General features: G+C 68.3%; 33 protein-coding genes and 1 tRNA gene. 16 read left to right on the plus strand and 18 right to left on the minus strand.

Features of this window, described 5'->3' with window-relative positions:
• Positions 1-16 precede the first annotated feature (16 nt).
• The 3 genes from C438_RS15335 to C438_RS15345 all read left to right on the plus strand — a co-directional run bounded on the left by C438_RS15335 (position 17) and on the right by C438_RS15345 (position 2,520).
• Positions 17-961, plus strand: coding sequence for a mechanosensitive ion channel family protein (locus C438_RS15335; RefSeq protein ID WP_004970571.1), 945 nt, complete (start codon positions 17-19; stop codon positions 959-961).
• 142 nt (positions 962-1,103) lie between these two features.
• A complete protein-coding gene (locus C438_RS15340) occupies positions 1,104-2,018 on the plus strand; it encodes a DNA-3-methyladenine glycosylase family protein (protein WP_004970572.1) in 915 nt (304 codons plus the stop codon).
• Positions 2,019-2,079: 61 nt separating this feature from the next.
• The gene (locus tag C438_RS15345; RefSeq protein ID WP_004970573.1) at positions 2,080-2,520 is read left to right on the plus strand and encodes a DUF555 domain-containing protein; all 441 of its coding nucleotides are present in this window, start codon (positions 2,080-2,082) and stop codon (positions 2,518-2,520) included.
• Positions 2,521-2,690: 170 nt separating this feature from the next.
• Here C438_RS15345 and C438_RS15350 read toward each other — a convergent pair whose 3' ends face one another.
• The gene (locus tag C438_RS15350) at positions 2,691-2,927 is read right to left on the minus strand and encodes a UPF0058 family protein (RefSeq protein ID WP_004041569.1); all 237 of its coding nucleotides are present in this window, start codon (positions 2,925-2,927) and stop codon (positions 2,691-2,693) included.
• A 267-nt stretch (positions 2,928-3,194) separates the two neighbouring features.
• Here C438_RS15350 and C438_RS15355 point away from each other — a divergent pair, with 267 nt between their 5' ends.
• Positions 3,195-3,602: a translation initiation factor IF-2 subunit beta gene (locus tag C438_RS15355; protein WP_004970574.1), complete on the plus strand. Its 408-nt coding sequence runs from the start codon at positions 3,195-3,197 to the stop codon at positions 3,600-3,602.
• A 57-nt stretch (positions 3,603-3,659) separates the two neighbouring features.
• On the opposite strand, the gene C438_RS15360 is transcribed toward C438_RS15355, so the two are convergent.
• The 8 genes from C438_RS15360 to C438_RS20270 all read right to left on the minus strand — a co-directional run bounded on the left by C438_RS15360 (position 3,660) and on the right by C438_RS20270 (position 8,033).
• On the minus strand, positions 3,660-3,839 hold the full coding sequence (locus C438_RS15360) for a DUF7836 family putative zinc-binding protein (protein ID WP_004970575.1): 180 nt from the start codon (positions 3,837-3,839) through the stop codon (positions 3,660-3,662).
• Positions 3,840-3,927: 88 nt separating this feature from the next.
• Positions 3,928-4,923, minus strand: coding sequence for a transcription initiation factor IIB (locus C438_RS15365; protein ID WP_004970576.1), 996 nt, complete (start codon positions 4,921-4,923; stop codon positions 3,928-3,930).
• Between the two features lie 220 nt (positions 4,924-5,143).
• Complete coding sequence (corA, locus tag C438_RS15370) at positions 5,144-6,127, minus strand: magnesium/cobalt transporter CorA (protein ID WP_004970577.1); 984 nt, start codon at positions 6,125-6,127, stop codon at positions 5,144-5,146.
• Positions 6,124-6,279, minus strand: coding sequence for a hypothetical protein (locus C438_RS19780; protein WP_004970578.1), 156 nt, complete (start codon positions 6,277-6,279; stop codon positions 6,124-6,126). Before C438_RS19780 ends, corA begins: the two co-directional genes overlap by 4 nt.
• A gap of 45 nt (positions 6,280-6,324) precedes the next feature.
• Positions 6,325-6,951 (minus strand): DUF6517 family protein, encoded by a 627-nt coding sequence (locus tag C438_RS15375; protein ID WP_004970579.1) that lies wholly within the window; start codon positions 6,949-6,951, stop codon positions 6,325-6,327.
• A gap of 118 nt (positions 6,952-7,069) precedes the next feature.
• Entirely contained in the window at positions 7,070-7,441 is a 372-nt protein-coding gene (locus tag C438_RS15380; protein WP_004970580.1) for a hypothetical protein, read from the minus strand.
• 38 nt (positions 7,442-7,479) lie between these two features.
• Positions 7,480-7,902, minus strand: coding sequence for a hypothetical protein (locus C438_RS15385; RefSeq protein WP_004970581.1), 423 nt, complete (start codon positions 7,900-7,902; stop codon positions 7,480-7,482).
• Positions 7,899-8,033, minus strand: coding sequence for a rubrerythrin-like domain-containing protein (locus tag C438_RS20270; RefSeq protein ID WP_152420716.1), 135 nt, complete (start codon positions 8,031-8,033; stop codon positions 7,899-7,901). Before C438_RS20270 ends, C438_RS15385 begins: the two co-directional genes overlap by 4 nt.
• 112 nt (positions 8,034-8,145) lie before the next feature.
• Here C438_RS20270 and C438_RS15390 point away from each other — a divergent pair, with 112 nt between their 5' ends.
• The 6 genes from C438_RS15390 (at position 8,146) to C438_RS15415 (ending at position 12,260) form a co-directional block, all read left to right on the plus strand.
• Positions 8,146-8,988, plus strand: coding sequence for an NOP5/NOP56 family protein (locus tag C438_RS15390; RefSeq protein WP_004970582.1), 843 nt, complete (start codon positions 8,146-8,148; stop codon positions 8,986-8,988).
• Positions 8,985-9,629: a fibrillarin-like rRNA/tRNA 2'-O-methyltransferase gene (locus tag C438_RS15395; RefSeq protein WP_004970583.1), complete on the plus strand. Its 645-nt coding sequence runs from the start codon at positions 8,985-8,987 to the stop codon at positions 9,627-9,629. Before C438_RS15390 ends, C438_RS15395 begins: the two co-directional genes overlap by 4 nt.
• A 168-nt stretch (positions 9,630-9,797) precedes the next feature.
• The gene (locus C438_RS15400) at positions 9,798-10,874 is read left to right on the plus strand and encodes a glutamate--cysteine ligase (protein WP_004970584.1); all 1,077 of its coding nucleotides are present in this window, start codon (positions 9,798-9,800) and stop codon (positions 10,872-10,874) included.
• Between the two features lie 67 nt (positions 10,875-10,941).
• Complete coding sequence (locus C438_RS15405) at positions 10,942-11,406, plus strand: winged helix-turn-helix domain-containing protein (RefSeq protein WP_004970585.1); 465 nt, start codon at positions 10,942-10,944, stop codon at positions 11,404-11,406.
• A 117-nt stretch (positions 11,407-11,523) separates the two neighbouring features.
• Positions 11,524-12,024: a phosphopantetheine adenylyltransferase gene (locus tag C438_RS15410; protein ID WP_004970586.1), complete on the plus strand. Its 501-nt coding sequence runs from the start codon at positions 11,524-11,526 to the stop codon at positions 12,022-12,024.
• A 29-nt stretch (positions 12,025-12,053) separates the two neighbouring features.
• On the plus strand, positions 12,054-12,260 hold the full coding sequence (locus C438_RS15415; protein ID WP_004970587.1) for a hypothetical protein: 207 nt from the start codon (positions 12,054-12,056) through the stop codon (positions 12,258-12,260).
• Positions 12,261-12,264: 4 nt separating this feature from the next.
• Here the strand turns inward: C438_RS15415 and C438_RS15420 are convergent, their stop codons facing one another.
• The gene (locus C438_RS15420; protein WP_004063163.1) at positions 12,265-12,573 is read right to left on the minus strand and encodes a transcription factor tfiib repeat-containing protein; all 309 of its coding nucleotides are present in this window, start codon (positions 12,571-12,573) and stop codon (positions 12,265-12,267) included.
• Between the two features lie 106 nt (positions 12,574-12,679).
• On the opposite strand from C438_RS15420, the gene C438_RS15425 reads away from it, so the two are divergent.
• Positions 12,680-12,762, plus strand: a tRNA-Leu gene (locus C438_RS15425).
• Positions 12,763-12,986: 224 nt separating this feature from the next.
• Here the strand turns inward: C438_RS15425 and C438_RS15430 are convergent.
• A complete protein-coding gene (locus C438_RS15430) occupies positions 12,987-13,799 on the minus strand; it encodes a type II CAAX endopeptidase family protein (RefSeq protein ID WP_049918145.1) in 813 nt (270 codons plus the stop codon).
• Between the two features lie 270 nt (positions 13,800-14,069).
• Here C438_RS15430 and C438_RS15435 point away from each other — a divergent pair, with 270 nt between their 5' ends.
• From C438_RS15435 to C438_RS15445, 3 genes are all read left to right on the plus strand, one after another.
• Positions 14,070-14,432, plus strand: a complete 363-nt coding sequence (locus C438_RS15435) for a group I truncated hemoglobin (RefSeq protein WP_004970590.1) — start codon at positions 14,070-14,072, stop codon at positions 14,430-14,432.
• Positions 14,433-14,549: 117 nt separating this feature from the next.
• The gene (gene dacZ / locus C438_RS15440; protein ID WP_004970591.1) at positions 14,550-15,359 is read left to right on the plus strand and encodes a diadenylate cyclase; all 810 of its coding nucleotides are present in this window, start codon (positions 14,550-14,552) and stop codon (positions 15,357-15,359) included.
• 1 nt (position 15,360) lies between these two features.
• Positions 15,361-16,266 (plus strand): mechanosensitive ion channel family protein, encoded by a 906-nt coding sequence (locus C438_RS15445; protein WP_083900030.1) that lies wholly within the window; start codon positions 15,361-15,363, stop codon positions 16,264-16,266.
• 101 nt (positions 16,267-16,367) lie between these two features.
• Here C438_RS15445 and C438_RS15450 read toward each other — a convergent pair whose 3' ends face one another.
• Both C438_RS15450 and purD read right to left on the minus strand, forming a co-directional pair.
• Complete coding sequence (locus C438_RS15450; protein ID WP_004970593.1) at positions 16,368-16,910, minus strand: acyltransferase; 543 nt, start codon at positions 16,908-16,910, stop codon at positions 16,368-16,370.
• 90 nt (positions 16,911-17,000) lie between these two features.
• A complete protein-coding gene (purD, locus tag C438_RS15455) occupies positions 17,001-18,287 on the minus strand; it encodes a phosphoribosylamine--glycine ligase (RefSeq protein WP_004970594.1) in 1,287 nt (428 codons plus the stop codon).
• Positions 18,288-18,464: 177 nt separating this feature from the next.
• Between purD and C438_RS15460 the strand changes: the two genes are divergently transcribed.
• A complete protein-coding gene (locus tag C438_RS15460; RefSeq protein WP_004970595.1) occupies positions 18,465-20,576 on the plus strand; it encodes a thioredoxin domain-containing protein in 2,112 nt (703 codons plus the stop codon).
• A 54-nt stretch (positions 20,577-20,630) separates the two neighbouring features.
• Here the strand turns inward: C438_RS15460 and C438_RS15465 are convergent, their stop codons facing one another.
• Together C438_RS15465 and C438_RS15470 are read right to left on the minus strand one after the other, a co-directional pair.
• Positions 20,631-21,875, minus strand: a complete 1,245-nt coding sequence (locus tag C438_RS15465; RefSeq protein WP_049918171.1) for an outer membrane protein assembly factor BamB family protein — start codon at positions 21,873-21,875, stop codon at positions 20,631-20,633.
• Between the two features lie 75 nt (positions 21,876-21,950).
• A complete protein-coding gene (locus C438_RS15470) occupies positions 21,951-22,331 on the minus strand; it encodes a thioredoxin family protein (protein ID WP_004970597.1) in 381 nt (126 codons plus the stop codon).
• A 145-nt stretch (positions 22,332-22,476) separates the two neighbouring features.
• On the opposite strand from C438_RS15470, the gene C438_RS15475 reads away from it, so the two are divergent.
• Positions 22,477-23,397 carry a PLP-dependent cysteine synthase family protein gene (locus tag C438_RS15475; RefSeq protein ID WP_004970599.1) on the plus strand — a complete coding sequence of 307 codons (921 nt, stop codon included), beginning with the start codon at positions 22,477-22,479 and terminating at the stop codon, positions 23,395-23,397.
• An 18-nt stretch (positions 23,398-23,415) separates the two neighbouring features.
• Here C438_RS15475 and C438_RS15480 read toward each other — a convergent pair whose 3' ends face one another.
• From C438_RS15480 to thiI, 3 genes are all read right to left on the minus strand, one after another.
• A complete protein-coding gene (locus C438_RS15480; RefSeq protein WP_004970600.1) occupies positions 23,416-23,868 on the minus strand; it encodes a DUF5804 family protein in 453 nt (150 codons plus the stop codon).
• Between the two features lie 42 nt (positions 23,869-23,910).
• On the minus strand, positions 23,911-24,165 hold the full coding sequence (locus tag C438_RS15485) for a hypothetical protein (RefSeq protein WP_004970601.1): 255 nt from the start codon (positions 24,163-24,165) through the stop codon (positions 23,911-23,913).
• A gap of 198 nt (positions 24,166-24,363) precedes the next feature.
• Complete coding sequence (thiI, locus tag C438_RS15490; protein ID WP_004970602.1) at positions 24,364-25,539, minus strand: tRNA uracil 4-sulfurtransferase ThiI; 1,176 nt, start codon at positions 25,537-25,539, stop codon at positions 24,364-24,366.
• Positions 25,540-25,636: the final 97 nt, after the last annotated feature.

Consider the following 25,636-nt stretch of genomic DNA (forward strand, 5'->3'; position numbering starts at 1 on the left):
ACCCGACGGCAACGGTATGTCTCGCCGCCTCGGTCTCGGCGCGTTCGCCGCCGGGCTCCTCGCCGCGGTCCTCTCGGCGCTCGTCCGCGCGACGACCCCCCTCTCCGACTTCGACGTGCCCAACGCCGACCTGCTTCTCTCGACCGGGCTGTCGGCCGCCGCGGTCGCGCTCGTCGCCTACGGCGTCTACCGCTTTCTCGCCGCGTTCCTCGTCGCGCGCATCGCGGACCGCCGCCGCGCCCACGACGTTCGGAACGTCCTGCGACTCGGGGTCGGCGGCGTCGCGCTCGTCGGCGTCCTCGGCGCGTTCACCGAGCAGTGGCTCGGCGTGTTGGTCTCGTTCGGCGTCATCGGCTTCGCCATCACCTTCGCGCTCCAACAGCCGATTCTCTCCTTTATCGGCTGGTTCTACATCCTCGTCAAGCGGCCGTACGCGGTCGGCGACCGCGTCAACATCGGCTCGGTCTCCGGCGACGTGGCGGAGGTCGATTTCCTCGTCACGACGCTCTGGGAGACCGGCGGCCCCCTCGCGTCGAACCAGCCGACCGGCCGGACCGTCACCGTCCCGAACTCGCTGGTCCTCTCCTCCGAGGTCGTCAACTACGGCGCGCTGTTCGACCGCGTCTGGACCGAGGTGCCGGTGCAGGTGTCCTACGAGACCGACCTCCCGTTCGTCCGCCAACTCCTCTTGGACGTGGCCGACGAGGAAGTCGGCGACGACATGGACGCCGCGATGAGACGCTACCGGGACAGACTCGCCGAGTCGCCGCTGGACCTCGACGTGGCCGACGGCCCGACCGTCAACGTCGCACAAGAGGAGTCGTGGGTGGTCTTCCGACTCCGCGTGCTCGTCCCGCCGACCCGCGCTCAGCGCGTCAAAAACCGGCTGTACGAGCGCATTCTCGACCGACTGGGCGACCACCCGGACCGCGTCAGCTTCCCGGTGAGTCGCAACCGCTGAGCGCGGCGCGCCCCGACGCGGCGCACCGCGGGTCGCCGTGCCGCCACCGCCTCGACCGCCCGCCCCGCCGTCTCGGCTCGCCACCACCGCCTCGCCCGCCGGCATCGAAACCCGCAAATCCCCCGCGCCCAACGTCGAAGCGATGGAGACGGGTGTCATCGACCTCGCGAGCCTCGACGGAGCGTTCGACCTCCAATCGACGCTGGAGAGCGGCCAGTCGTACCTCTGGGACCGGCCCGACGGCCGGATGTACGAGCGCGACGCGGCCCACGGCGGCGACGCGTGGTACCAGACGGTCGTCCCGCCGCTCGACGGCGTCTCCGACGAGTCGGCCGTCGTCAGGGTCCGCCAGACCGACGGCGCGCTGGAGTGGGAGTCGAACCTCGACGCCGTCCCGCTTCTCACTCACCTGCTCCGCCTCGACGACGACCTCGACGCCATCGTCTCGGCGATGCCCGACGAACCGCTGGTCCGGCGGGCCTACGAGGCGTATCCGGGCATGCGACTCGTCCGCGACCCGCCGTTCGGCTGTCTCGTCTCCTTTATCTGCTCGGCGCAGATGCGCGTCTCCCGAATCTTCGGGATGCAGTCGCGGCTCAGAGAGACCTACGGCGAGCGCGTCGAGTTCGACGGCGAGACGTACTTCGCGTACCCCACGCCCGAGCGACTGGCCGAGGCCACCGAGGAGGAACTGCGCGACCTCAGCCTCGGCTACCGCGCCCCCTACGTCCGGCGGACGGCCGAGATGGTCGCCACCGGTGAGGCGACCCCCGACGAGGCCCGCGGCCGCGACTACGAGGACGCCCGCGACTTCCTGACGACGTTCGTCGGCGTCGGCGACAAGGTCGCCGACTGCGTCCTCCTGTTCTCGCTCGACTACCTCGAAGCCGTCCCGCTCGACACGTGGATTCGGTCGGCCATCGAGGAGCACTACCCCGACTGCGACCGGGGGAACTACGCCGACACCTCGCGGGCCATCCGCGAGCGCCTCGGCGGTCGCTACGCCGGCTACACCCAGACGTACGTGTTTCACTACCTCCGCTCCGGCGGGGAGTGAGCGACGCGTGACGGCGTGGCAAGAAGGTTGATAGCCTTCGGCACACTACCTCATCGTACCCATGGACTGCAGAGTCGTCGTCGAGGCCGCGGTCCCGGTGTACGACGTGGAGACCGTCGACGAGGCGATTCGCATCGCCATCTCGAAGACGGGCGAGATGCTCAATCCCGACCTGAAGTACGTCGAGATTAGCATGGGCGCTCGGACCTCGCCCGGCGGCGAGGAGCTTCCTCCCGCGTTCATCGCCGCGGACGAGGCGCTCGTCGCCCTCGAACTGGAGATGACGGTGTTCAACGTCGAACGGGAGGAACACGCCTCGCGCATCGCCCGCAAGGAGATCGGCCAACGCCTCGAAAACATCCCGCTGAAGGTGCTGTCGGTCGACCGCGTCGACGACGAGTCGGTCGAGACCGACGGCGAGGGCGACACCCGCGCCGAGACCGGCCCGTCGGAGGCCGACGGGACGCTCGTCGACTACGACGACCTCGTCGACGACCGCTGAAGCCGCCGGCGTCGCGTCGCCGCCTCAGTCCCGCCCGCTGTTTCTGCCTGCGCGGAACTCATCCACCGCTCCGACGCGGCAGTCGCTCGGAAGCGTCGTCGTCCACGAGAGCACGGCGCGGTCGCTCTCGGGTGTAGGGTCGCAGAGGAGAACGCGTTTCTTTTCTCGGTTCAGTCGGCTTGCGGTGCGAGCGGCTCTGGTTCGGCCTCGCGCATCGCTCCGGTGATTCCTTTCGCCAGTTTAAACACGGCTGCTTTGTGGTCCGTCTTGGACTTGTGGATGGATGTCGGTCGTACGCCGAGTTCGTTGTACTCGACGAGACTGATTTCCTCGTCCTCCCAGGCCTCAATCTGGGTGTGGACTTCTGCGAGCAGACCGTGCAGGTGGATGAGTTCCTGCTTCTTCATGAGCAACCACGGCTTGAGACCGGAGGGATATAGTATTATCTTGAGTCACGTTAGCATCCGACTCCCTTAAACCGGCGATTATGGGGGTCTCAAGGGAAATTTCGTGTTCGAACGTTTTCAATTCGTTTGTTGTTTCGCCCCGTCGATAGATATCCTCGGCGGAATCTCACGAGCAGTTTATATAGCTATGTAGCCCGCGCATCGAGCGCCGGTTGCGCGCGCCGGGGGTCGTGAGAATTTTACGCCGGCGCGCGCGTACTGTCGCGCATGGACTACGACGACCAACTGGACCGCGCGCTCTCGGAGTCGTCGGACGTCGCGGAGGGCGGCGACCGCTTCAGCGTCCCGGAGCCGACGGTCCGACAGGAGGGGAACGTCACGGTCTACGAGAACTTCGCGGCGACCCACGACCGGCTCGCGCGCGAGGCGACGCACGTCCTGAAGTTCTTCCAGACGGAACTGGGCACGAGCGCCCAAATCGACGACCGCGGCCGCGCGCGCTTTACCGGCGAGTTCCGACAGCGCCGCATCGCCGACGCGCTCGACGAGTACGTCGAGTCGTTCGTGCGCTGTAGCGAATGCGGGTCGCCCGACACGAAACTCGTCACGGAACAGGGTGCGAAGGTGCTGAAGTGCGACGCGTGCGGCGCGCTCTCGGCGATTCCCGACATCTAAAAAACGAGCGTCCGGCGGGGTCTCCCCCGACCGGGAGACGGGCTGTCTCTTTCCTCGCTACTCGAACTGCTTGAGCGTCTGGAGGTCGCGCTCCGTCCGCATGAACTCGGCCGTGCGCCGCGTCGCGCCACAGCCCTGACACGAGTAGTTGTCGCGGTGAGCGGGGAGTTCGTTCGGATTCGTCTCCCAGTCCTTTCCACATTCGGGGCACAAGAGTCGGACGAACGCTTCAACCATACCCCGTATATGCTCCGGGAGCGCGGATAAATGTTGTTACGGGCTGGCACGGGCGAGAAAAAGTACGGGCCACCGACCCACAGAGCGCTTACGCGAACAGGCCGTCTTGGACTTCGAGCAGTTCTTTGTAGCGGTTGCGGATGGTGACTTCGGAGATGTCTGCGACCGTCGAGACTTCGCTTTGGGTCACCTTCTCGTTGGTGAGGAGGGCGGCGGCGTAGACGGCGGCGGCGGCGAGGCCGACCGGCGACTTGCCGGAGTGGACGCCCGTCTCCTTCGCGTCGCGGAGGAGCTGGCGGGCCTGCCGCTCGGACTCGTCGGAGAGGCCGAGCTCGCTGGCGAACCGCGGGACGTACTGCTCGGGGTCGGCGGGCTTGATTTCGAGCTTCAGCTCGCGGACGATGTAGCGGTACGTCCGGGTGAGCTCCATCTTATCGACGCGCGAGACTTTTTCGAGCTCGTCGAGCGAGCGGGGAGTGCTCGCCATCCGGGCCGACGCGTACAGCGCCGCGGTGGCGACGCCCTCGATGGAGCGGCCGGGGAGCAGGTCGTCGTTGAGCGCGCGGCGGTAGATGACCGAGGCCGTCTCGCGGACGTTCTCGGGCAGGCCGAGCGCCGAGGCCATGCGGTCGATTTCGCCGAGCGCCTGCTTGAGGTTGCGCTCTTTCGAGTCGCGGGTGCGGAACCGCTCGTTCCACGTGCGAAGCCGTTGCATCTGCTCGCGCTGGCGCGGCGAGAGGGACTTGCCGTAGGCGTCTTTGTTCTGCCAGCCGATGTTGGTCGACAGCCCCTTGTCGTGCATCATCTTGGTCGTCGGCGCGCCGACGCGGGACTTGCTGTCGCGCTCGGCGGAGTCGAACGCGCGCCACTCCGGGCCGCGGTCGACGACGGTGTCCTCGACGACGAGACCGCACTCTTCGCAGATGGTCTCGCCGTGTTCCTCGTCGGTGACGAGGTGGCCGCTACACTCGGGGCAGACCTGCGTCTCGTCTCGCTGTTTTTCGTCTCGCTCGGACTCGCGGGAACGGACGTCCCGGGTCTTTGCGTCGGCGCTGTAGGTTCGGGTGGTTATGGTGTCGCTCATGGTGGGTGGAAGGCGCGGATACGTCTCGGCCGGGAAGACCACAGAAGACGAAAGAATAATCCGGCTTGGACTGGCCTTACCAACAGTAAGTTCGAAAACCTTATAAAGTTTTCGCCGATTCTGTGCGGGTGAATCGCACGATGTAGGCGCTTTGTCGTCACTGAGTCGACGAGAATCGAGCGTCGGTGTGATTAATCGGGTAGTATAGCTCTTTCGTCGCTCAGAGCCAGTGCTCCCGGCGGAAGTAGACGAGCAGGACCACGGAGACGAGCGCCATCCCGAGCATCGTCGCGGGGTAGCCGTAGGCCCAGCCGAGTTCGGGCATGTTGAACGCCGACGCGCCGGGGTCGAAGTTCATGCCGTAGATGCCGACGACGAGCGTCAGCGGGAGGATGATGGTCGCGACGACGGTGAGCGTCTTCATCACCTCGTTCGTCGACTGCGAGAGGGTGTTGAGGTAGATGTCCCGCGCGCCGCGCGCGAGGTCGCGGTACGTCTCCGTCAGGTCGACCAACTCGACGAGGTGGTCGTACACGTCGCGGTAGTACTTCTCGGTCGCCTCGCGGACGTAGTCGGGGTCGCCGCGGGCGAGCACCCCGATGGCCTCGCGAGTCGGCCACACCGTCTTTCGGAACGAAAGCAGGTCGCGCCGGACCGCGTTCAGCCCTTCGAGCACCTCCGGGTCCGGCCCCTCGAAGATGCTGTCTTCGATGAGTTCGATTTCCTCGCCGACCTCGTCCAACAGCCCGAAGTACTCGTCGACGATGCGGTCGACGACGCGGTAGGCCACGTAGTCCGGCCCGAACCGGAGCATTCGCGGCTCCTCGCGCTCGATGGCGTGCCACACGTGGTTTATCGGCTCCAACTCCCGGCGCGTCAGCGTCACGAGCCAGTCCTCGCCGAAGCAGAGTCCCACGGGTCTGGTCTGGACCTCCTCTTCGAACACCTGTTCGCCGACGCGGAGCGTCGCCATTCGGACGAGGACGAACGTGTACTCGTCGTACTCCTCGGTCTTCGGGCGGGCGTCGTTCCGCACGTCTTCGACCGAAAGCGAGTGGATGCCGAACGCCTCGGCGACGCGGTCGAACTCCTCGCCGGTCGTCGCGCGAACCCACGTCGTCCCGTCGGCGTCGCGCGCCGCGTCCAGCGCGGTCTCCTCGTAGGCCGACGCGCCGTCGTCGCGGTAGACGAGCGCCGAAATCACCGCACGTCACCCCCGATGGCCCACAGCGTGATGCCGACCATGACGGCCGTCACCGAGAACGCTCGCCCCGGATAGACGACGAGCGTCCCGAGGCCGTAGCCGACGACGCCGAGCGCCGTCACCGCGATGCCTGCGGTCCGTACGCGACTCATGGACTCACCGACCCGCGGCGACGAGAAAAAGCCACCCCCCGACGGTTACGCTTCGGACGGGTGTTCGACCGACCGAATCAGTTCGAGGACGTTCTCCTCCTCGCCGTCGAGTTGCTGTGGGTACAGCCCCATCGCGACGATGAAGTCCTCGTCGTGCTGGACCTTCGTCACGTGGACGTACACGTCGACTTCCTGCCCGCCGAACCGCGCGGTGGCGCTGTACTTCGTGACGTTGGTCGTCTGGCCGAGCATCTGGACGTTCCGCGAACTGACGGGCTCGACGTCGCTGAGGCCCTGATACCGGTTGTCGACGAGGCGGATGAGGTCGTCGTTCGAGTAGTCGCCGATGGGGTTCCGCGGCTGGCCGGCGACCTCGACCGCGGGCGTCGAGATGACGCTGAACGAGCCGAGCCTGGCCTCGCCGAAGAAGCCGAGGTCCAGCGTCTTCTCGTAGGTCGTGATGTGGTTGCTGGCGGCGATTTTGCGCTCCTGTCCGCCGAACGAGAGCGTCCGGTTCACCGCGAACGCCTCGGTCCCGTTGGTCTCGTAGCCGGCGTTCGCGGCGACCGTCGCGTCAGCCGTGGCGGGCTCCGACTCGAATCTCAGCGTCTCCTCGCCCGTCAGAAAGCCGATACAGCCGCTGGTGAGCACGAGCGCGGCGAGCGCGAGCACCGCGACTACGCGTCTGGAACTCATTGCCCCGCCATTTCCCCGCTCCGGGCATAAGTTCGGTGGCCGCCGCGGCGACCGACTCGGCGCGCCCCGAACCGAGCGGTTCGTCGGTTCCGCGTCAGTCGTCGAGGTCGCGCGACTCGTTCTCGCGGCGAATCACGCGACCGCTGTAGACGTAGTAAGCGGGCGCGACGAACGGGAGCGCGAACGCCGCACCGAACCAGAGATGCCGCGACGCGCCCCAGTCGATGCCCTGCCCGCGGAGCGACCTGATGTCGGCGCGAATCAGCCCCGCGTAGAAGACGTGCGTGACGAGGTAGACCGCGAACGCCGGTTCGGGTCCGATGTACAGCGAGACGGCGGTGAACATGACGAACCCGATGGCGTAGATGACCGGTAGCACCCCGCGGTAGCGGCCGCGGGCCGGGCGCTGTTTCCGCTGGCGCTCGCGCTCGACCGCCGTCCCGCGGCGGTACTCGTCGGTGCTCATGTCGCTACGGTGTGGCCCGCGGGGAAAAAGTGGTTCGCTCAGCCGAGGTACTTGACCTCGACCTCGTGCGGGCCGGCATCTGTCGGGAGCGCCACCGCGTCGCGGAGGTGCTCGCGGACCGCCGAGCGCCACGCTCGAACCGCCTCCGTGTGGCGCTCGTGGTGGGTCTCGACCTCGTACGGGTCCGGCCGCGTCTCGTCGGGCTCCGGATACGCGGGGGCGTCGTCGGCGACGAAGACCCGCGGGTCGAGGTGTATCGGTTCGGGGGCGGCGTAGTCCGACGCCTCGCCGCCGGTGCGGTGAATCCGCGCTCGCATCCGCCCGTAGAACGGTGGGGTGACGCGGAGGACGACGGGGTCGTCGCCTCGGCGGTTCGCTTCGAGCGCGGTCACGAGGTCGTCGGTCGTGACTGCGAGCGAGCGGATGGCGTCCGGGTCGGACGACCCGCGCGCGCCGCTCAATCTCCGACGCGCCGGCGGTTCGTCACCGACGTGGGCCGCAGTTCGCCACTGCACTCGGGGCAGGTCGACCGGTACGATGCGGCGCTCACGGTCGTTTGACACTCACGACAGACGTACGAAGCGCGTTCCATCGAGCATTCGTACGATACATGGTGTGTTAAAACTTACCACGGGATACCGCGAGCGCCGACTCGCGCCCGCGGGTCCGTGTCCTTTTACCCGGACGGGGCGCAATCCGCCAGTATGACAGACGCATGGTTCGCCGGCGCGGACCCCGACGACCCCGAATCCGGGGCGACGCGAGTCCGAACGGGCCGCGCCCCCGCCCCCGCCGACTGGCCGGCCGAGGCCGTCGACGCCGGGTTCGCCGCCGACGAGACCGACTACTACGCCAAACTCCGCTCGGCGACGCTCGCCGCCGCCAGCGAGGCCGTCGCGGAGCGCGAGCGCGCCGACGACGTGCAACTCGCCCACGCCGTGCGGGCGATGGACGACGCCGAGCGGACCGCGAACGAACTCGCCGAGCGGGTCGTCGAGTGGGCCGGCACGCTCTACGGGGACGTTCCGCGCGGCCTCGACGGCGTCCGCGACATCGCCGCCCGCGACCCGAAGACCGCCGCCGAGGAGCGCGTCGTCTCCTACGCCACCCGCGCGGTGGACCTGCTCGACGAGCGCGACGACCTCCGGTCGTTCATCGAGGAGCGCGCGCCCACGGCCGCGCCGAACCTCGCCGAGATGGCCGGGCCGGTCCTCGCGGCGCGGCTCATCGCGCTGGCGGGCGGCCTCGAACCCCTCGCCAAGAAACCGAGCGGCACGGTCCAAGTGCTCGGGGCGGAAGACGCCCTGTTCGCGCACCTGAAGGGCCGCGCCACGTCGCCCAAACACGGCGTCATCTTCACTCACGAGTACGTCCGCGGGACGCGCCCGCAGGACCGCGGGTCGGCCGCCCGCGCGTTCGCCGGGAAGCTCTCTATCGCCGCGCGCATCGACCACTACTCGGGCGACTACCGGCCCGAACTGCACGCCGAACTCGCCGACCGGATGGAGACGATTCGCGCCCGCGCCGACGAGGGGGCGGACGAATGAGCGACGACAGTGGCCTCCCCGACGGCGTCGAACGCCGGACGTTCGGCGGCCGCGAGCGCCTCTCGACGCGGGGAGCACAGGTCTACGGCGAACCCGTCGACGCCGACGGCTGGCGCGCGTGGGACGCCGGGCGCTCGAAGCTCGGCGCGATGCTCGAACTCGGCATGGACACCGGCCTCGTCGGCGGCGAGTCGGTGCTCTACCTCGGGGCCGCCTCGGGGACGACCGTCTCGCACGTCGCCGACTTCGCCGGGCCGACCTACGCCGTGGAGTTCGCGCCGCGGCCCGTCCGCGACCTCGTCGGCGTCGCCGAGGACCGCGACAACCTCTTTCCGCTTCTGAAGGACGCGCGCGACCCCGAATCCTACGCGCACGTCGTCGAAGCCGGCATCGATTGCCTCGTCATGGACGTGGCGACCCGCGGGCAGGCGACCGTCGCCGTCCGCAACCGGCAGTTCCTCGCCGACGACGGCCGACTCCTGATGGCCGTCAAGGCGCGGAGCGAGGACGTGACCGCCGACCCGGACGACGTGTTCGACGGCGTGGTCGCCGAACTCGACTCGGCCTACGAACTCCTCGAAACCGCCCGTCTCGACCGCTTCCACGCGGACCACCTCGGTATCGTCGCCCGGCCGAAGTAGGTCGTCGCCGCCGGCTGGCACCGCGATTCGCGCGGGCCGCCGCCGGTGTTGGGCGTCCGCGGAACCATTCGGTCGCTGTCACGTCGTCGGATTCGACCGGCGGCGGTCGTGCGACGCGTTCGCCGGCTCCCACGGTGTTTTTAATTCGGCGCAACTTACGCCGTTGCGATGGAACTAGGGTCGGCGGATGCCTTCGACCGAATGGGGACGCTCGGCGTCGAAGAGGAATTCTACATCGTCGATGCCGACGGCCGCCCCACCTCGGGTATCGACGACTTAGTCTACGGACCGGAGCCACCGGAACCGCTCGCGGGACGGCTCGACCACGAGCTGTTCCAGTTCACTATCGAGACGCAGACGCCGCTCATCGAGGACCCCGACGAGGCCGGTGCGGCTATTTCGACGGTCCGCGAGGCGCTCGTCGACCACGCCGCGGACCACGGCTACCGCATCGCCGCGGCCGGGCTCCACCCCGCCGCCAAGTGGCGCGAACTCGACCACGCGACGAAACCCCGATATCAGGCGCAACTCGACCGAATTCAGTACCCACAACACCGGAACACGACCGCCGGCCTCCACGTCCACGTCGGCGTCGACGACGCGGACAAGGCCGTCTGGGTCGCCAACGAACTCCGCTGGTATCTCGCCCCCCTGCTCGCGCTCTCCGCGAACTCTCCCTTCTGGAACGGCTTCGACACCGGCCTCGCCTCCGCCCGCGCCAAGGTGTTCGAGAACCTCCCGAACACCGGCATGCCGACCGCCTTCGACGACTTCGAGGAGTTCCAGCGCTTCGAGCGCCGGATGGTCGAGTACGGCTCGATAGACGACCGGGGCGAACTCTGGTACGACGTGCGCCCCCACACCGGCCACGGGACGGTCGAAATCCGCACCCCCGACGCCCAGACCGACCCCGAGCGCGTCGCCGACTTCGTCGAGTACGTCCACGCGCTCGTGTTGGACCTCGCCGACCGCTACGAGTCCGGCGAGTCGGGAACGTCGGTCCGACGGGAACTCCTCGACGAGAACAAGTGGCGCGCGACGCGCTACGGGCGAGACACGGACTTCATCGCCCCCGACTCCGAGGGCGTCGTGAGCCTCGAAACGTTCGTCGAAACCGAGTCCGACCGCCTCGGCGTCGACGGCCTCCGGTCGCTTCTCGACGCCGAATCCGGCACCGCCGTCCAGCGACGGATTCACGAGGAATCCGGGCTCGACGCCCTGTGCGAACACCTGACGCTGGACTGAGTCGCACGCCGACGCGCGACAGGAAACATTTTTTAGCGCCCCAGTTTTGACCTTTGCCGTAGCACAAATGTCTGCGGACCAGAGCACAGAGGGGAGCGCGGAGTCGACGGACGAAGACCACTCGGGCGGCGCGGCCGACTGCGCCGTCTCCGAGTTCGACGACGGGTTGGTGGACCTGCTCGCGTGGATTCTCGACACCGAGACGCGCGCGCGAATCTATGTCCACCTCCGACAGCACCCTCACTCGACGAGCGAGGAAGTCGCCGAGGGGACCGGCCTCTACCCGAGTACGGTTCGGGAGGCGCTGGCCGAACTCGCCGACGACGAGACGGTCGAGCGCCGCAAGCGGAAGAGTTCCGGCGCGGGCAACAACCCCTACGAGTACGTCGCCATCGCGCCGAGCGACCTCGTGAAGGGCGTCTCCGGACAGGTGCAGGCGCAGTTGAACGCCGTGTTCAACCTCGACCGACACCTCGGCACCGACCGCACCGACGAGACCGAACCGGTCACGATTACGGTCCGCGAGGAGTAGCCCGGCGGTCTGTCGGCTTCTGCGAACTCGCACGTTCTCTAGCCCCTTGCTCGCTCGTCCGTCGGCCCATTGGGCTAACCCGACCCGCTTAAGTCGCGCCGTACCCACCCCGAGAGTATGCACGTCGCGTTGGGCGGGACGTTCGACCCTGTCCACGATGGACATCTCGCGCTGTTCGAGCGGGCGTTCGAATTGGGTGCTGTCACGGTCGGACTCACGAGCGACGAACTCGCGCCGAAGACGCGACACGTCGACCGCTACGTCCGGCCTTTCGACGACCGCAAGGCGGACCTCGAAGCCGAACTCCGGCCGCTCGCCGAGGAACACGGCCGCGAGTTCGAAATCCGCGAACTCGACAAACCGACCGGCATCGCGACCGAAGAAGGCTTCGACGTGCTCATCGTCTCGCCCGAGACGCGGGGCGGCGGCGAGCGCGTCAACGAGATTCGCGAGGAGAAGGGCCTCAAGCCCCTCCGTATCGAGGTCGTCGAGCACGTCCCCGCCGAGGACGGCGAGCGCATCTCCTCGACGCGCATCGTCTCCGGGGAGATAGACCGCCACGGCAACCTCACGCCCGACCGCGAGGGCCGCGGCCGGACGCCGCCGAGCGACGAATAGTTTTCACGCTCACGGTCGTACTGTCGCCCATGCGACACCCGCTTTTCGCCAGCTTCGCCGTCGGCGTCGTCGCCGCGGTCCTCGTCGGCGTCGCCGTCACCGAGGTGGCCGCTCGGTGGGTCTTCTTCTCGCTTTTCGTCGGTATCCCGGCCGGACTCGTCGCCGGCGTCCTCGCCATCGCGGTAACCTATGCGGTGTTGACTCGCCGGATGGCACCGTCGAACGCCTCGGAGTGAGCGCCTACCAACTCGGCGGTCGGAAGCCGGCCTCCCGGAGGAGGTCCTTCCAGCGCTGTTGGATGCTGAGCCGTGACACGTCCATCGACTCGGCGACGGCGGTCTGCGAGCGCTCCTCGCCGGCGATGAGCGCGCCGGCGTAGAGGCTGGCGGCGGCGACGGCCTTCTTCGAGCGCTCCTCGTCGGGCAACTGCGTGAGAAACATGTCCGAGGCGTACGAGCGGGCCTCGCTACCGAGTTCGAGGCCGTCGGCGGCGGCGTCGATGCGGGCCAGCCACTCCCGGTTGTCTCGCTGGTCTCGGGCGCTGTACATGGTCCTCGTTGCGGCCGCGGGGGCATAATCCCCGCGGCGGGCGCTCGTGACGTTTATATGGCGGTGCGGGAAATGTGCGGTCGAAGGGCGAGCGTCGCCCGACCGCGCGCGGGTAGCCAAGTGGCCAAAGGCGCAGCGCTTAGGACGCTGTGGTGTAGACCTTCGCAGGTTCGAACCCTGTCCCGCGCATACCGTCTCGAACACCGTGAGAGACGTGTATGCAAGCCGAAGGGTTCGAATCAGGGAGCAACGCGGAGCGTTGCGACCGTGGTTCGAACCCTGTCCCGCGCACCAAGCGGGTGATGTGAGCGAGGGAGCAGACTCGTTCGAACCCTGTCCCCGTGTCTCTGCGGCACTTCCTCTCGAAAACCGAGATTGGATGAGTGATCCCGCCGGAAGATGGAACCACCTCGTTATCGCGGCGATTGGACCGGCGGATGGGGAACGTCGTCGTCGGCGGTCATCGTTTTCGCGCCCCAGAGTGCGACGATTGCGCCGGCGAGCACGAACCAGAGGCCGTAGTACGCGGGGTCGGGTACCACGATGACTTCGGCGGTGAAGTTCACCCAGCCGTGGAGGACGATGATGCCGAGGATGCTCCGCGCCGTGTTGTTGTACACCCACGTGAACGCGAACGAGAGCGCGACGATGCCGGCCATGAACAGCCAAAACCCCGTGGTCGCGAACCCGACCGAGTCGTGTTGGAACGACCCCTCGATGAAGAACAGGGGGAGGTGCCAGAGCGCCCAGACGACGCCCAGAATCAGGCTCGCGCTCGCGGCCGACCGCTTCAGTTGGAGTCGGTCGAGCGCGTATCCCCGCCACCCTAACTCTTCGAGAATCGGGGGGAGAGTCGCAAAGAACAGCGTGGGAAGCACGGCCAGCGGGTTCACGCCGAACTCCGTGACGGCTTCGCCCCACGTCGGCCCGGGTCCACCGAGTAGCAAGTCGAGGGCACCGGCGAGAACGCCGACGCCGAGGGGGACGAGGAGAATGACGAGGAGCCATCTGACGCCGACTCGACGGGGGTTACGCACGCGGTTCCAGAAGTCGCTCCGCCCGCGTTCGTCGTAGACGAGAGAGACGAACGCGATGCCGCTCACGCCGGGGACCGCGAGGCCAACGAGAAGCAACAACAGCCCGACAGCGCTGTCGAACCGCACCCCCAGCGCGATAGCTGGGAGCCAGAAGGCCCACGTCCCACCCACGGCGACGGCGAGATACACCCACCAACGTCCGACGAGCCCGGAGGTGTCTGCGGCTCTCTTTTCGGTCCTCAGTTGTGGGTTCGGTACGACCATCTCGCGGTACTATCTGTCGAGCAACCTCATAGTCCAGCGCTATACTTCCTGAGAACAGAGAACCGGGCCCGGTAACGGACGAACGCCCGCTGACACAGCTAGCTTCACTTCTGTGGTCCTCACCCAACCAACGCTTAAACACCCCGAATACGTTCGGAGGAAGCCTTACCGTCGCGCCGTCCAACACCCCGACGAATGCCAGCGCAGTCACTCTACGCTCGCCTCGGCGGCCGGGAGGCCGTCGAAGCAGTCGTCTCGGACTTCTACGACCGCGTCCTCGCCGACGACTCGGTCGCGCACTACTTCGACGACATCGACATGGTCGAACAGCGCGCCCATCAGGTCAAGTTCATCAGCGCCGTCGCCGGCGGTCCCGTCGAGTACGACGGGGCCGACATGCGGGACGCGCACGACCACCTCGACCTCTCGGGCGAGGACTTCGACGCCATCGCCGAGCACCTCGCGGCCGCGCTCGACGAAAACGGCGTCGCCCCGGAGGACGCCGATGCGATTCTCGACGAGGTCGCCGCGCTCAGAGCGCCGATTCTGGGGACGTAAGTTCCGTTCGACCCCCTTTCGGGGAGCATCAGTCGCCGGTTCCGACCGGCCGAACCGCGCACGCCACGCGTCAGACGCGACACAACCCTTTTTCTCACCCGGTGTCTCTCTCCACCAATGGTGGCGTTATCCGAATTATTGGGCGACCTCGTGGCGGACGTCGATGGGCTGTTTCTGTTCACGCCGAGCCACTCCCACTACGAGCAGTTCGCCGAGACGGACGTTCCGACGGTGGTTATCGCGCCGGAGAACACGGTCGAAGCCGAGACGTTCGTGGAACTGCCCCTGCAGTTCCAGAACGTCAAAGACCGCATCCGCTTCGGCGTCGAGGGCGCGATGGAACAGAGCATCGTCGAGGCCGGCGACACTATCGCCTGCAACGTCGGGGTCTTCGGGGGCGACCCCGACACGCTCGTCCGCGTCCGCGTCGAGGAGAACATGCGGTCGGGCATCTACGACCTCTTTGCGAACTCCCGGGCGGACCCCGGCGTCATCCGCGACGTGTTCGAGGTGGCCATCGAACTGGGCAAGAAGGGCCAGAAGGGCGAACCAGTCGGCGCGCTGTTCATCGTCGGCGACGCGGGCAAGGTGATGAACAAGTCCCGGCCGCTTTCGTACAACCCCTTCGAGAAGTCCCACGTCTACGTCGGCGACCCCATCGTCAACGTGATGCTCAAGGAGTTCTCGCGGCTCGACGGCGCGTTCGTCATCTCCGACTCGGGGAAAATCGTCTCGGCGTACCGCTACCTCGAACCCTCGGCGGAGGGCGTCGACATCCCGAAAGGGCTGGGCGCGCGCCACATGGCCGGCGGCGCTATCACCCGCGACACCAACGCCACGGCCATCGTCCTCTCGGAGTCCGACGGGCTCGTCCGGGCGTTCAAGGGCGGCAAGATGATTCTCGAAATCGACCCGGAGGCGTACTGAGATGACGGGGTTCGCTTCGGCGTCCCTCATCTACTCGTCGGTCGGTTCCGCACCAGCGCCCACAGCCGCGTCCGCGTCAACATCCGTGTCCACGTTTGCATCCGCGTCCGCCGTCCCGCTCCAGACGGTCGGCGGCGTCGTCGACGACATCGTTCGAATCGCCGGCGTTCGGTTTCTCGGCGTGCTCGCCATCCTGCTTTTCGGGATACTGCTCGCGTACGTCACGGGGACGCTCGTCCACCGGCTCCTCGTCAGCGTCGGCGTTCCGGAGGCCATCGAGGGCACGGCCTTCGAGCGGACCGCCCGCGACTTCGAGACCTCGACGGTCGAAATCCTGTCGTGGCTGACGCGGTACTTCGTCCTCGGCATCAGCCTCTTCGCCGCGCTCTCCTTTGCCGGCGTCAACTACGCCGACCGGTTTTGGGGCCTCGTCATCGCCATCCTCCCGCAACTGTTCATCGCCATTCTCGTTCTCATCATCGGCGTCGTCGTCGGCGACAAGGTCGAACTCCTCGTCGCCGAACGGTTCCGCGCGGTCAAACTCCCGCAGGTGAACCTCCTCCCCGCGCTCGCCAAGTACACCGTCTTCTTTCTCGCCACGCTGGTCGCGCTCTCGCAGGTCGGCGTCGCCACGCTCGCGCTCATCGTCCTCCTCGGAGCGTACCTGCTCGGCCTCATCGTGTTCAGCGCCGTGGCGTTCCGCGACCTGCTTCGCTCGGGCGCGGCGGGGACGTACCTCCTTTTCACCCAACCGTACAGCATCGGCGACGAAATCGTCGTCGGCGACGTCCGCGGCGTGGTACAGGAGTTCGACATGTTCGTCACCCACGTCGAAGCCGAGGAGACGGAGTTCGTCGTGCCGAACGCGCGCGTCCTCAACAAGGGCGTCGGGCGCGTCCGCAGGTAACCCGAACCCGACCCCGACCCCGAACGCCCACCGCCCCGCGAGAAGTCGCTCGTTCGGCCTGACGGCGACCTAGCGACGACCTGACGGCGGCGGTGAGTCGGTCACTCCCCGTCGGCTTCGCCGCCGGACATGGGTCTCGCGGGCACGCCGGCGACCGTCTCGCCCGCGGGCACGTCGCGCGTGACGAGGGAGTTCGCCGCGACCTGCGCGCCCTCGCCGATGCGGACGCCCGGGAGGACGGTCGCCTTCGCGCCGATCATGGCGCGCTCGCCGACGACGACCTCGCCGGTCCGGTACTCGTCCTGCAGGAACTCGTGACAGAGGATGACCGCGTCGTAGCCGATGATGGCGTCGTCCTCGATGGTGACGAGTTCCGGCCAGAACACGTCGGGCGTCGCTTCGAGGCCCCACGAGACGCCCCTTCCGACGGTGACGCCGATGCGCCGGAGCGCCCAGTTTCTGACTCGGAGCGACGGCGCGATGCGGGCGACGAGGACGAACACGTAGTTGAGCATCACGCGCCAGACGGGCTTGGCGTCGGTCCAGTACTGGAGCGAGTTCCGCGGGCCGGGCGTCGGGTGGTGCTGGATTCGGTCGTGTCGGCGGCCCTCTGCGTCCGCCGGTGCGGCATCGTCGTCGGTCACGGCAGTCGATTGGACCGCGGGGGTAAAAGCGCCCCCGGCGCGGGGGCGACGAGAGAACTAGAAAACCGGTCCCGCGGAACCGCGTCTCGCTTACTCGCCGCGGAGTTCGGCCATGTGGTCGATGCGGCGCTGGACGAGCGCCGCCGTGCCGATGTCGTGGCGGATGTGGAAGCCCTCGCCGGCGTCGGCGAGCGCGTCCTCGGCGAGTTCCTCAGCCTCGGCGATGCTGTCGGCGACGCCGACTACCGCGAACGACCGGGAGGTCGTCGTGTAGAGGCCGTCCTCGCGGTCGTCGACGCTGGCGTAGAACAGCAGGGCGTCGGCGTCCTCGTCCACCTCGACCGTGATTTCCGCGCCGGCCTCGGGGTCCGTCGGGTAGCCCTCGGGGACGGCGTACTTACAGACCGTGGCGGCCTCGGCGAAGTCGAGGTCGGGGAGCGACTCGCCCTCGCGGGCGGCCGTGAGCACGTCGATGAAGGGCGTTTCGAGGACCGGGAGCGTGTTCATCGCCTCGGGGTCGCCGAAGCGGGCGTTGAACTCGATGACCTTCGGCCCCTCGGTCGTGAGCATGAACTGGCCGTAGAGGATGCCCTTGTACTCCGGGAGCGCCTCCACGACGGCCTCGATGACCTCGACGGCGGCCTCGTAGTCGCCGTCGGCCATGAACGGCAGGGAGGGCGTCACGTCGGTGTAACTGCCCATGCCGCCGGTGTTCGGCCCCTCGTCGCCCTCGTAGGCGCGCTTGTGGTCCTGCACGGCGGGGCTGACGCGGAACTCGCCGTCGGCGACGAACGCCTGAATCGTGAACTCCTCGCCGACGAGGCGCTCTTCGAGGACGACCCGCTCGTAGTCCGAGTCGCGGAGGTACGCCTTCGCCTCCTCGGGCGTCACCTGGTCGCCGATGACCTTCACGCCCTTGCCGCCGGTGAGGCCCGCGGGCTTGACCGCGAGGTCGCCGTCGTAGTCGTCGATGTAGTCGCAGGCGGCCTCCATGTCGTCGAAGGTGGCGAAGTCGGGGTTGCCCGGAATCTCTTCGTCGCGCATGAACTGCCGCTGGAACGCCTTGTCCGTCTCGATGCGGGCCTCGGCGGCCTGCGGGCCGAAGGTGTAGATTCCCGCCTCGTCGAGGGCGTCGGCGACGCCAGCCGCGAGTCCGGACTCGGGACCGACGATTGCGAGCGTCGCGTCGACGGACTCGGCGTAGGCGACGATGTCCTCGGCGGCGGTCTCCGAAATCGTCTCGAAGCCCTCGGCGAGGGCGGCGATGCCGGGGTTTCGGTTGCTGGCGCAGGCGTACAGGTCGCAGTCGGGGGCCAGCGCGCGGGCAATCGCGTGCTCGCGGCCGCCGCCGCCGACGAGAAGGACGGTCTCGCTCATGGTCGCATACCCTGCGCACGGGAGTGTAAAGATTGCTCTTTATCGGCGGCGAAATAGGCACGATTGTGGTTATGTTCGGTCGGAAACGAGGGCGACTCGCTGTCCCACCCACGTGCCGCGCCGGTCACGACGGCTGTCTCCACGCCGCTTTAGTTGCCGGAGCGCCGACTCCGACGCATGTCCGACCCGGTGGGACGCAACCGACTCGACGACGAGCAGAGCCCGTACCTCCGCCAGCACGCCGACAACCCGGTCAACTGGCAACCGTGGGACGAGACGGCGCTCGACGCCGCCCGCGAGGCGGACAAGCCCATCTTCCTCTCGGTCGGCTACTCGGCGTGCCACTGGTGTCACGTCATGGCCGACGAGAGCTTCTCGGACCCCGATATCGCCGAGGTCCTCAACGAGCACTTCGTCCCGGTGAAAGTCGACCGCGAGGAGCGCCCGGACCTCGACCGCATCTACCAGACCATCTGCCAACTCGTCACCGGCGGCGGCGGCTGGCCGCTTTCGGTCTGGCTCACCCCAGAGGGCAAGCCCTTCTTCGTCGGCACGTACTTCCCACCCGAACCGCGCCGCGGCGCGCCCGGCTTCCGCGACCTCGTCGAGAGCTTCGCCGAGTCGTGGCGGACCGACCGCGAGGAGATAGAAAACCGCGCCGAGCAGTGGACGAGCGCCATCACCGACCGACTGGAGGAGACGCCCGACGTGGCCGGCGAAGCCCCCGGTTCGGAAGTGCTCGACACCACCGTGCAGGCCGCGCTCCGCGGGGCTGACCGCGACCACGGCGGCTTCGGCGGCGACGGGCCGAAGTTCCCCCAACCCGGTCGCATCGACGCCCTGCTCCGCGGCTACGCCGTCTCCGGCCGCCGCGAGGCGCTCGACGTGGCGCGACAGAGCCTCGACGCGATGGCCAACGGCGGCCTCCGCGACCACCTCGGCGGCGGCTTCCACCGCTACTGCGTCGACCGCGAGTGGACCGTCCCGCACTTCGAGAAGATGCTGTACGACCAGGCCGGCCTCGCCGCTCGCTATCTCGACGCCGCCCGACTCACCGGCAACGAGTCCTATGCGACGGTCGCCGCCGAGACGTTCGCGTTCGTCCGCCGCGAACTCACCCACGACGACGGCGGCTTCTTCGCCACCCTCGACGCCCAGTCCGGCGGCGAGGAGGGAACCTTCTACGTCTGGACCCCCGACGACGTGCGCGAGCTCCTCCCCGAACTCGACGCCGACCTCTTCTGCGACCGCTACGGCGTCACGCCCGGCGGCAACTTCGAGAACAAGACGACCGTTCTGAACGTCTCGGCGACGACCGCCGACCTCGCGGAGGAGTACGACCTCGCCGAGTCCGAGGTGGAAGCCCGACTCGAAAAGGCCCGGAAAGCGCTGTTCGCCGCCCGCGAGGGACGCGATCGGCCCGCCCGCGACGAGAAGGTGCTCGCCGGCTGGAACGGCCTGATGATTTCGGCGTTCGCGCAGGGGTCGGTCGTCCTCGAAGACGACTCGCTCGCCGACGACGCCCGTCGCGCCCTCGACTTCGTGCGCGAGCGCCTCTGGGACGACGAGACCGAGACGCTCTCGCGGCGCGTGATGAACGGCGAGGTGAAAGGCGACGGCTACCTCGAAGACTACGCCTTCCTCGCGCGCGGCGCGTTCGACCTCTATCAGGCGACCGGCGACCTCGCGCCGCTCTCGTTCGCGCTCGACCTCGCGCGGGCGACCCGCCGCGAGTTCTACGACGCCGACGCGGGCACGCTCTACTTCACCCCCGAGAGCGGCGAGTCGCTCGTCACCCGCCCGCAGGAGCCGACCGACCAGTCGACGCCGTCGAGCCTCGGCGTCGCCACGTCGCTGTTCTTGGACCTCGAACAGTTCGCGCCCGAGGACGGCTTCGGCGATGTCGCGGACGCGGTCCTCGGCTCGTTCGCCAACCGCGTCCGCGGCAGTCCGCTCGAACACGTCTCGCTCGCGCTCGCCGCCGAGAAGGCCGCCAGCGGCGTCCCCGAACTCACCGTCGCCGCCGACGAGGTGCCCGACGAGTGGCGCGAGACGCTCGCCTCGCGGTACCTCCCCGGCCTCGTCGTCTCCCGTCGCCCCGGCACCGACGAGGAACTCGACGCATGGCTGGACGAACTCGGATTAGACGAGGCCCCGCCAATCTGGGCCGGCCGCGAGGCGGCCGACGGCGAACCGACCGTCTACGCCTGCGAGAACTTCACCTGCTCCGCGCCGACCCACGACCTCGACGAGGCGCTGGCGTGGTTCACGGCCGGTAGCGACGCCTGAAACGGGCGTTTCCCACCTCTGAGTTTCACCTCTACCTCTATCCTACTCTCACTCTCACTCCGGGTTCGCCGACTCGACGCCGACCACGACGCCTGACTCGCCCGTCTGGTGCGACGGTAGATACACGCGGTCTTCACCGACCGCCGCGGCGTACCCCATCTTCCCGTCGAGTTCCAGGGTCCACCGCGGGTCGCCGGAGTCGACGTCGAGGGCGTAGGTGACCGCGTGGTCGTCGACCCGCGGGTTGTCGGTCGAAACGACGACCGACTCCCCGGTCACCGTCGGGTGCGTCCGGAGGTGGGTGTCGGCCTCGAACTCCCATCGGCGGCCCCCGTCTTCTCGCCCGAGCGCGACCGCCCGCCGTCCATCGGTGGCGAACACGGCGTCGTCACCGACCGCGAGTCGACCGAACCGCGAGTCGACCCGGTGGCTCCAGACCCGACTCCCGTCCGCCGAGTCGAGCGCCTGAACCGTCTGTTTCCCCGCGAGGTAGAGGCGGCCGTCGGCGGCGCTGACGGTGGCGAAGTTCTCGCCGCGAGCGGCCTCCCAAACCACCTCGCCGGTCTGGAGGTCGAGGGCCGCGACGACCGACGATTCGTCGTCGACCGACTCGCTCTCGTCGCCGGTGAAAACCGACCCGACGTAGACCGTCCCGTCGACCACCGTGGGCGTCGTCAGGAAGGTGTGGTTCAGTTTGCTGTAGCGCCACTGTTCTTCGCCTGCCGTGTCGAACGCGACGATGTACTCCTGTTGAGCGAGACAGACCACGCCGTCCGCGGCGACGACTGGTCGGTTCACCGACCCGCCGAGGTCCGCCGTCCACCGTACGTCTCCGGTCCGGGCGTCGACGGCGTAGAGGCCGTGCCGCCCGGCGTCGCCGACGTAGACGGTCCCGTCGTAGACGATGGGGGAACAGCCCGCGTACCCACCGCCGTGACTGTCGAAGACGGTTCGCCAGCGTTCTGTTCCCGTCTCGCGGTCGACGGCGAGGAGCGCCCCGATGTGGTACTTTCTGTCACCTTCGTCGGGGACGCCCGCCGCGAGGTACACCGTCTCGCCGACGACTGCGGGGGTCGACACCGGGCCGTCGTTCTCGACGCGCCACGCCTCGGTCGGGTCGGTCACCGAGACGTGAGCGGCGTGGCGACGGTTGGCGGGAGTGGGGCCCTGTTGGGCCCACGCGGAGGCGTCGTCTTCTCCGGGGAGGGGGTTTACGGCGCGCGGGACACCGAGGTTCGAGGTGCTACAGCCAGCGAGGGCGGCGGCACCGAGGGACGCGAGGACCTGTCGACGTCTCATCACGTCGTCGTACTCGGTCGTGTCCAATCAGTCCACCGGCACAGCGCACACCGCGAGAAGGCGACCGAACCGCGCTCAGTTCGAGAGCTGGTCCGCGAGGTAGACCGCAATCGGAACGTCTTCCTCTTCCACGAAGCGGGCGACCTCGTCGCCGTCGCGTTCGACGACGACCGTGGGGATGAGTTCGATGTCGTACTCCTCGACGAGCGGGCCGACCTTCGAGCCGTCGTCGGCCTTCTCGACGGGGTAGTGGTCGATTCGCTCGGCGGGGACGCCGGCGGCGTCGAGCGCCGCCGCGAAGTCGGGGAGCTGACCGCGGCAGTCGCCGCACCAGTCGCCGCCCCAGACCTTGAACGTGTAGTCTGCGGCCGCGAGGGCGTCCACTACGTCGGGGTGGGACGCCGCGTCCCACGCGGGGTTCGGTTGCATCGTTTCGAGCGTCTCGGCTTCGGCCATGGGAGGGCGTACCGGCCGCGCGGATTTAACGGGTGCGCTCGCGGCGGTGCTCGCCACCCGCGCTCGTCGCTGTCTCCCCCCGAGACGGTGGCCGTATCGTCCGCCTCCGCCAGTCGTTTAGTGTCGCGCCGTCAACGGAGGGTCGATGGACGACAGTATCCTCGACGCTATCGGGTCGCCGCTGGTCCGCGTCGACTCCCCCGAGGGGTCGACGGTCGCGGCGAAGATAGAGTCGAAGAACCCGGGCGGGTCGGCGAAGGACCGCCCCGCGCTGGCGATGGTCGAGGCGGCCGAGGAGGCGGGCGACATCTCGCCGGGCGACCACCTCGTCGAACCCACGTCCGGGAACACCGGTATCGGACTCGCCGTCGTCGCGGCGGCGAAAGGCTACGACCTCACAATCGTCATGCCGGACTCGATGTCGCCCGAGCGCCGCGAAATCATGCGCGCGTACGGGGCGACTATCGAGCTCGTCGACGGCGACATCTCCGCCGCGAAAGACCGCGCGGACGAACTCGAAGCCGAGGGCATGTACCAGCTCCGGCAGTTCGAGAACCCCGCGAACCCGGAGGCGCACTACCGGACGACCGCCGAGGAGATTCTCGAACAGGTGGGCGACCGCCGCATCGACGCCTTCGTCGCCGGCATCGGCACCGGCGGCACGATTTCGGGCAACGGCCGCCGCCTCGTCGAGGAGTTCCCCTCGATGCGCGTCGTCGGCGTCGAACCCGCCGAGAGCGCCGTCCTCTCGGGCCACGAGGTCGGAAACAACGACTTCCAGGGGATGGGGCCGGGCTTCGTCAGCCCCAACCTCGACACCGACCTCCTCGACGACGTGGAAATCGTCGAACTCGCCGACGCCGAGGCCGAGTGTCGCCGCCTCGCCCGCGAGGAGGGCGTCCTCGTCGGCCAGTCGTCCGGCGCGTCGCTCCTCGCGGCCAAGCGCGTCGCCGAGCGACTCGCCGACCCCGACGCGGACGAGGCGGACCAACCGCTCGTCGTGACGGTCTTCTGGGACTCCGGCGAGCGCTACATGTCGACCGGGATGTTCGACGCCGACGAATAGTCGCTCGGCGGCCTGTTTTCACCGACCGAACTCGTCTTCCGCGACTCTGACGACGAGCGTTCGCTCCACGTCTCTGAGGTCGTAGTCGGGGACCGAGCCGTCGACGCGCGTCACGTACATCGGCTCGACGAGGCGGCCGTCTTCGACGCCGTAGATGGCGAGGTGGTCGCCGGTGTCTTCGGGCTGGACCTTCCCGTCTCGAATCTGTCGGGCGAGGTCGCGGGAGAGCCACTCGTCGGGCGAGACGGAGGGCTCGCGGACCAGCGAGAAGTCGGCGAACCGGACGAGATACCAGTTGAGGTCGTTGAGAAGCGAGACGGCCGCGCCGAGGCTCACCGTGTCGACCGAAAGCGAGTTGTCGAACGGTTCGGAGATGTCGTAGGTCGAGAGCGCCGCGCGCGCGGTGTCGCGCGACAGCAGTTCGTACTGGAGGTGGGCGTCCTCCGCGCCGACGATACAGACCTGCGTCACGTCGAGAGGGAGGGGCCGGACTCGGTAAAGCGGTTCCGGTACTCAGGCGGTCGATTCCCACTCGGCGGCGCAGGACTCGTCGCAGAAGACGACGCGCTCGCGTTCGAGGGTTATCTTGCCGGGCTTGTCGATGTCCCGTTCGAGGAGGAGCTGAAAGTGGGGCTCGCTCAGGTCGACGCGGGCGTGGCACGCCGCACACCGCTCGACGGTGTCGCTCCAGTCGGTCCGCGACGCTCGGTGGCTGACGCGCCACTCGGGGCCGGGGTGTCCGCGACCGGGACGCGATGTTTTCGACATGGGAGAACCCTAGCGCTCACGGTAAATAAAGCCATTTTTGTGCAATTGTTCATTCGAAACGAATCTAAACGGTCGCCGATTCGTGACTATGGTTGTCGTTTGCATGGTTCGTGTGTGCTCCGGTACCGCACCTCGATGGGTCGGGCGGCGACCGTCCTCGGGTCCCTCGTCGGCGACCCCCGTCTCGCGCTTCCACGCTCACTCGCCGTCCGGCGAGACGACCACCCGCTCCCGGGCGGCCTCGACCGCGAGGTCGAACAGGTCGTCGGGCTCCGCGGCCTCGACGGCCGACAGCGAGGCGTTCGTCTCGGGGAAACTCGGTGCGACGCGCTCGCACCCGACGGGGAGCGTCGAGTCGTCGTAGGTGCCGAGGTCGCGGGCGGCCGCGACGATGTCGGTCTTGTCGCGGGTCAAAAGCGGGCGGTGGACGGGGTAGTCGACGGCGGCCTCGGTGACGGCGAGGTTCTCGCCGGTCTGACTCGACTTCTGGCCGAGCGATTCGCCGGTCACGAGCGAGTGGGCGTGTTCGTCGGTGGCGACCTCGGCGGCGATGGCGAGCATGGCGCGCCGAAGCGAGAGCATCCGGGTGTCATCGACGGTCTCCATCAGTCGCTCGACCGCGTCGCCGGCCGGGACGACGTGCACTCGCATGTCCGCGTTCGGGGCGCGGCGGGCGATGGTCCGAACCGTCTCGATGGCCCGCGCGCGGTGGTCCGCGCCGCCGTAGTCGCCCAAGTCGACGTAGACGGGGACGATTTCACAGCCGCGGCGCATCAGCTCCCACGTCGCCACCGGCGAGTCGATGCCGCCGGAGACGAGCGAGACGGCCCGCCCCTGCGTCCCGAGCGGGAGTCCGCCCGGGCCGTCGAACCGCCGGACGGAGAGATACGCCGTCTCCTCGCGGCACTCGATTCGGTAGGTTCGGTCGGGGTCGTCGAGGTCCACGGGTGCGCCGGTCGCCTCGACGACGGCGCTCCCGGCCTCGCGTTCGAGGTCGGAACTCGTGAACGCGTGTTGGTCGGCGTCGCCGACGCGGTCGGCGTCGACGGCGAACGCCGCCCCGTCGGGATGGTCGGACGCGAGGCCGCGGCAGACCGCGACGATGTCGTCGAGGACGGGGTCGCAGGCGACGCAGGGGCGCGCCCAGACGACGCCCGGCACCTCGGCGCAGGCGGCCGCGACGGCGTCGGCGTCGGCCACGTCGCGGACGAGCAGGCGGGACCACTCCCGCTCGACGCGGCCCGAGAGCGAGCGGTCGTCGAGGACCGCTTGGAGGTTCGTCCGCAGTCTCGCCTCCATCTTCGCCCGGACGCTCGAACTCTTCGTGCCCACCTCGCCGTAGCCGACGAGGACGACGTGCGCCGTCTGATTCACGGTCGACGTTCTCCGCGGGCACCCTTCAGCGTCTCGTTTCGCGGGGCGCTCGCGCCCGGCGCGACACGGCTCCCCCAATCACTATTAGTGTTATATA

Origin of the sequence: Haloferax denitrificans ATCC 35960, from assembly GCF_000337795.1 — an archaeon.
Classification (GTDB): domain Archaea; phylum Halobacteriota; class Halobacteria; order Halobacteriales; family Haloferacaceae; genus Haloferax; species Haloferax denitrificans.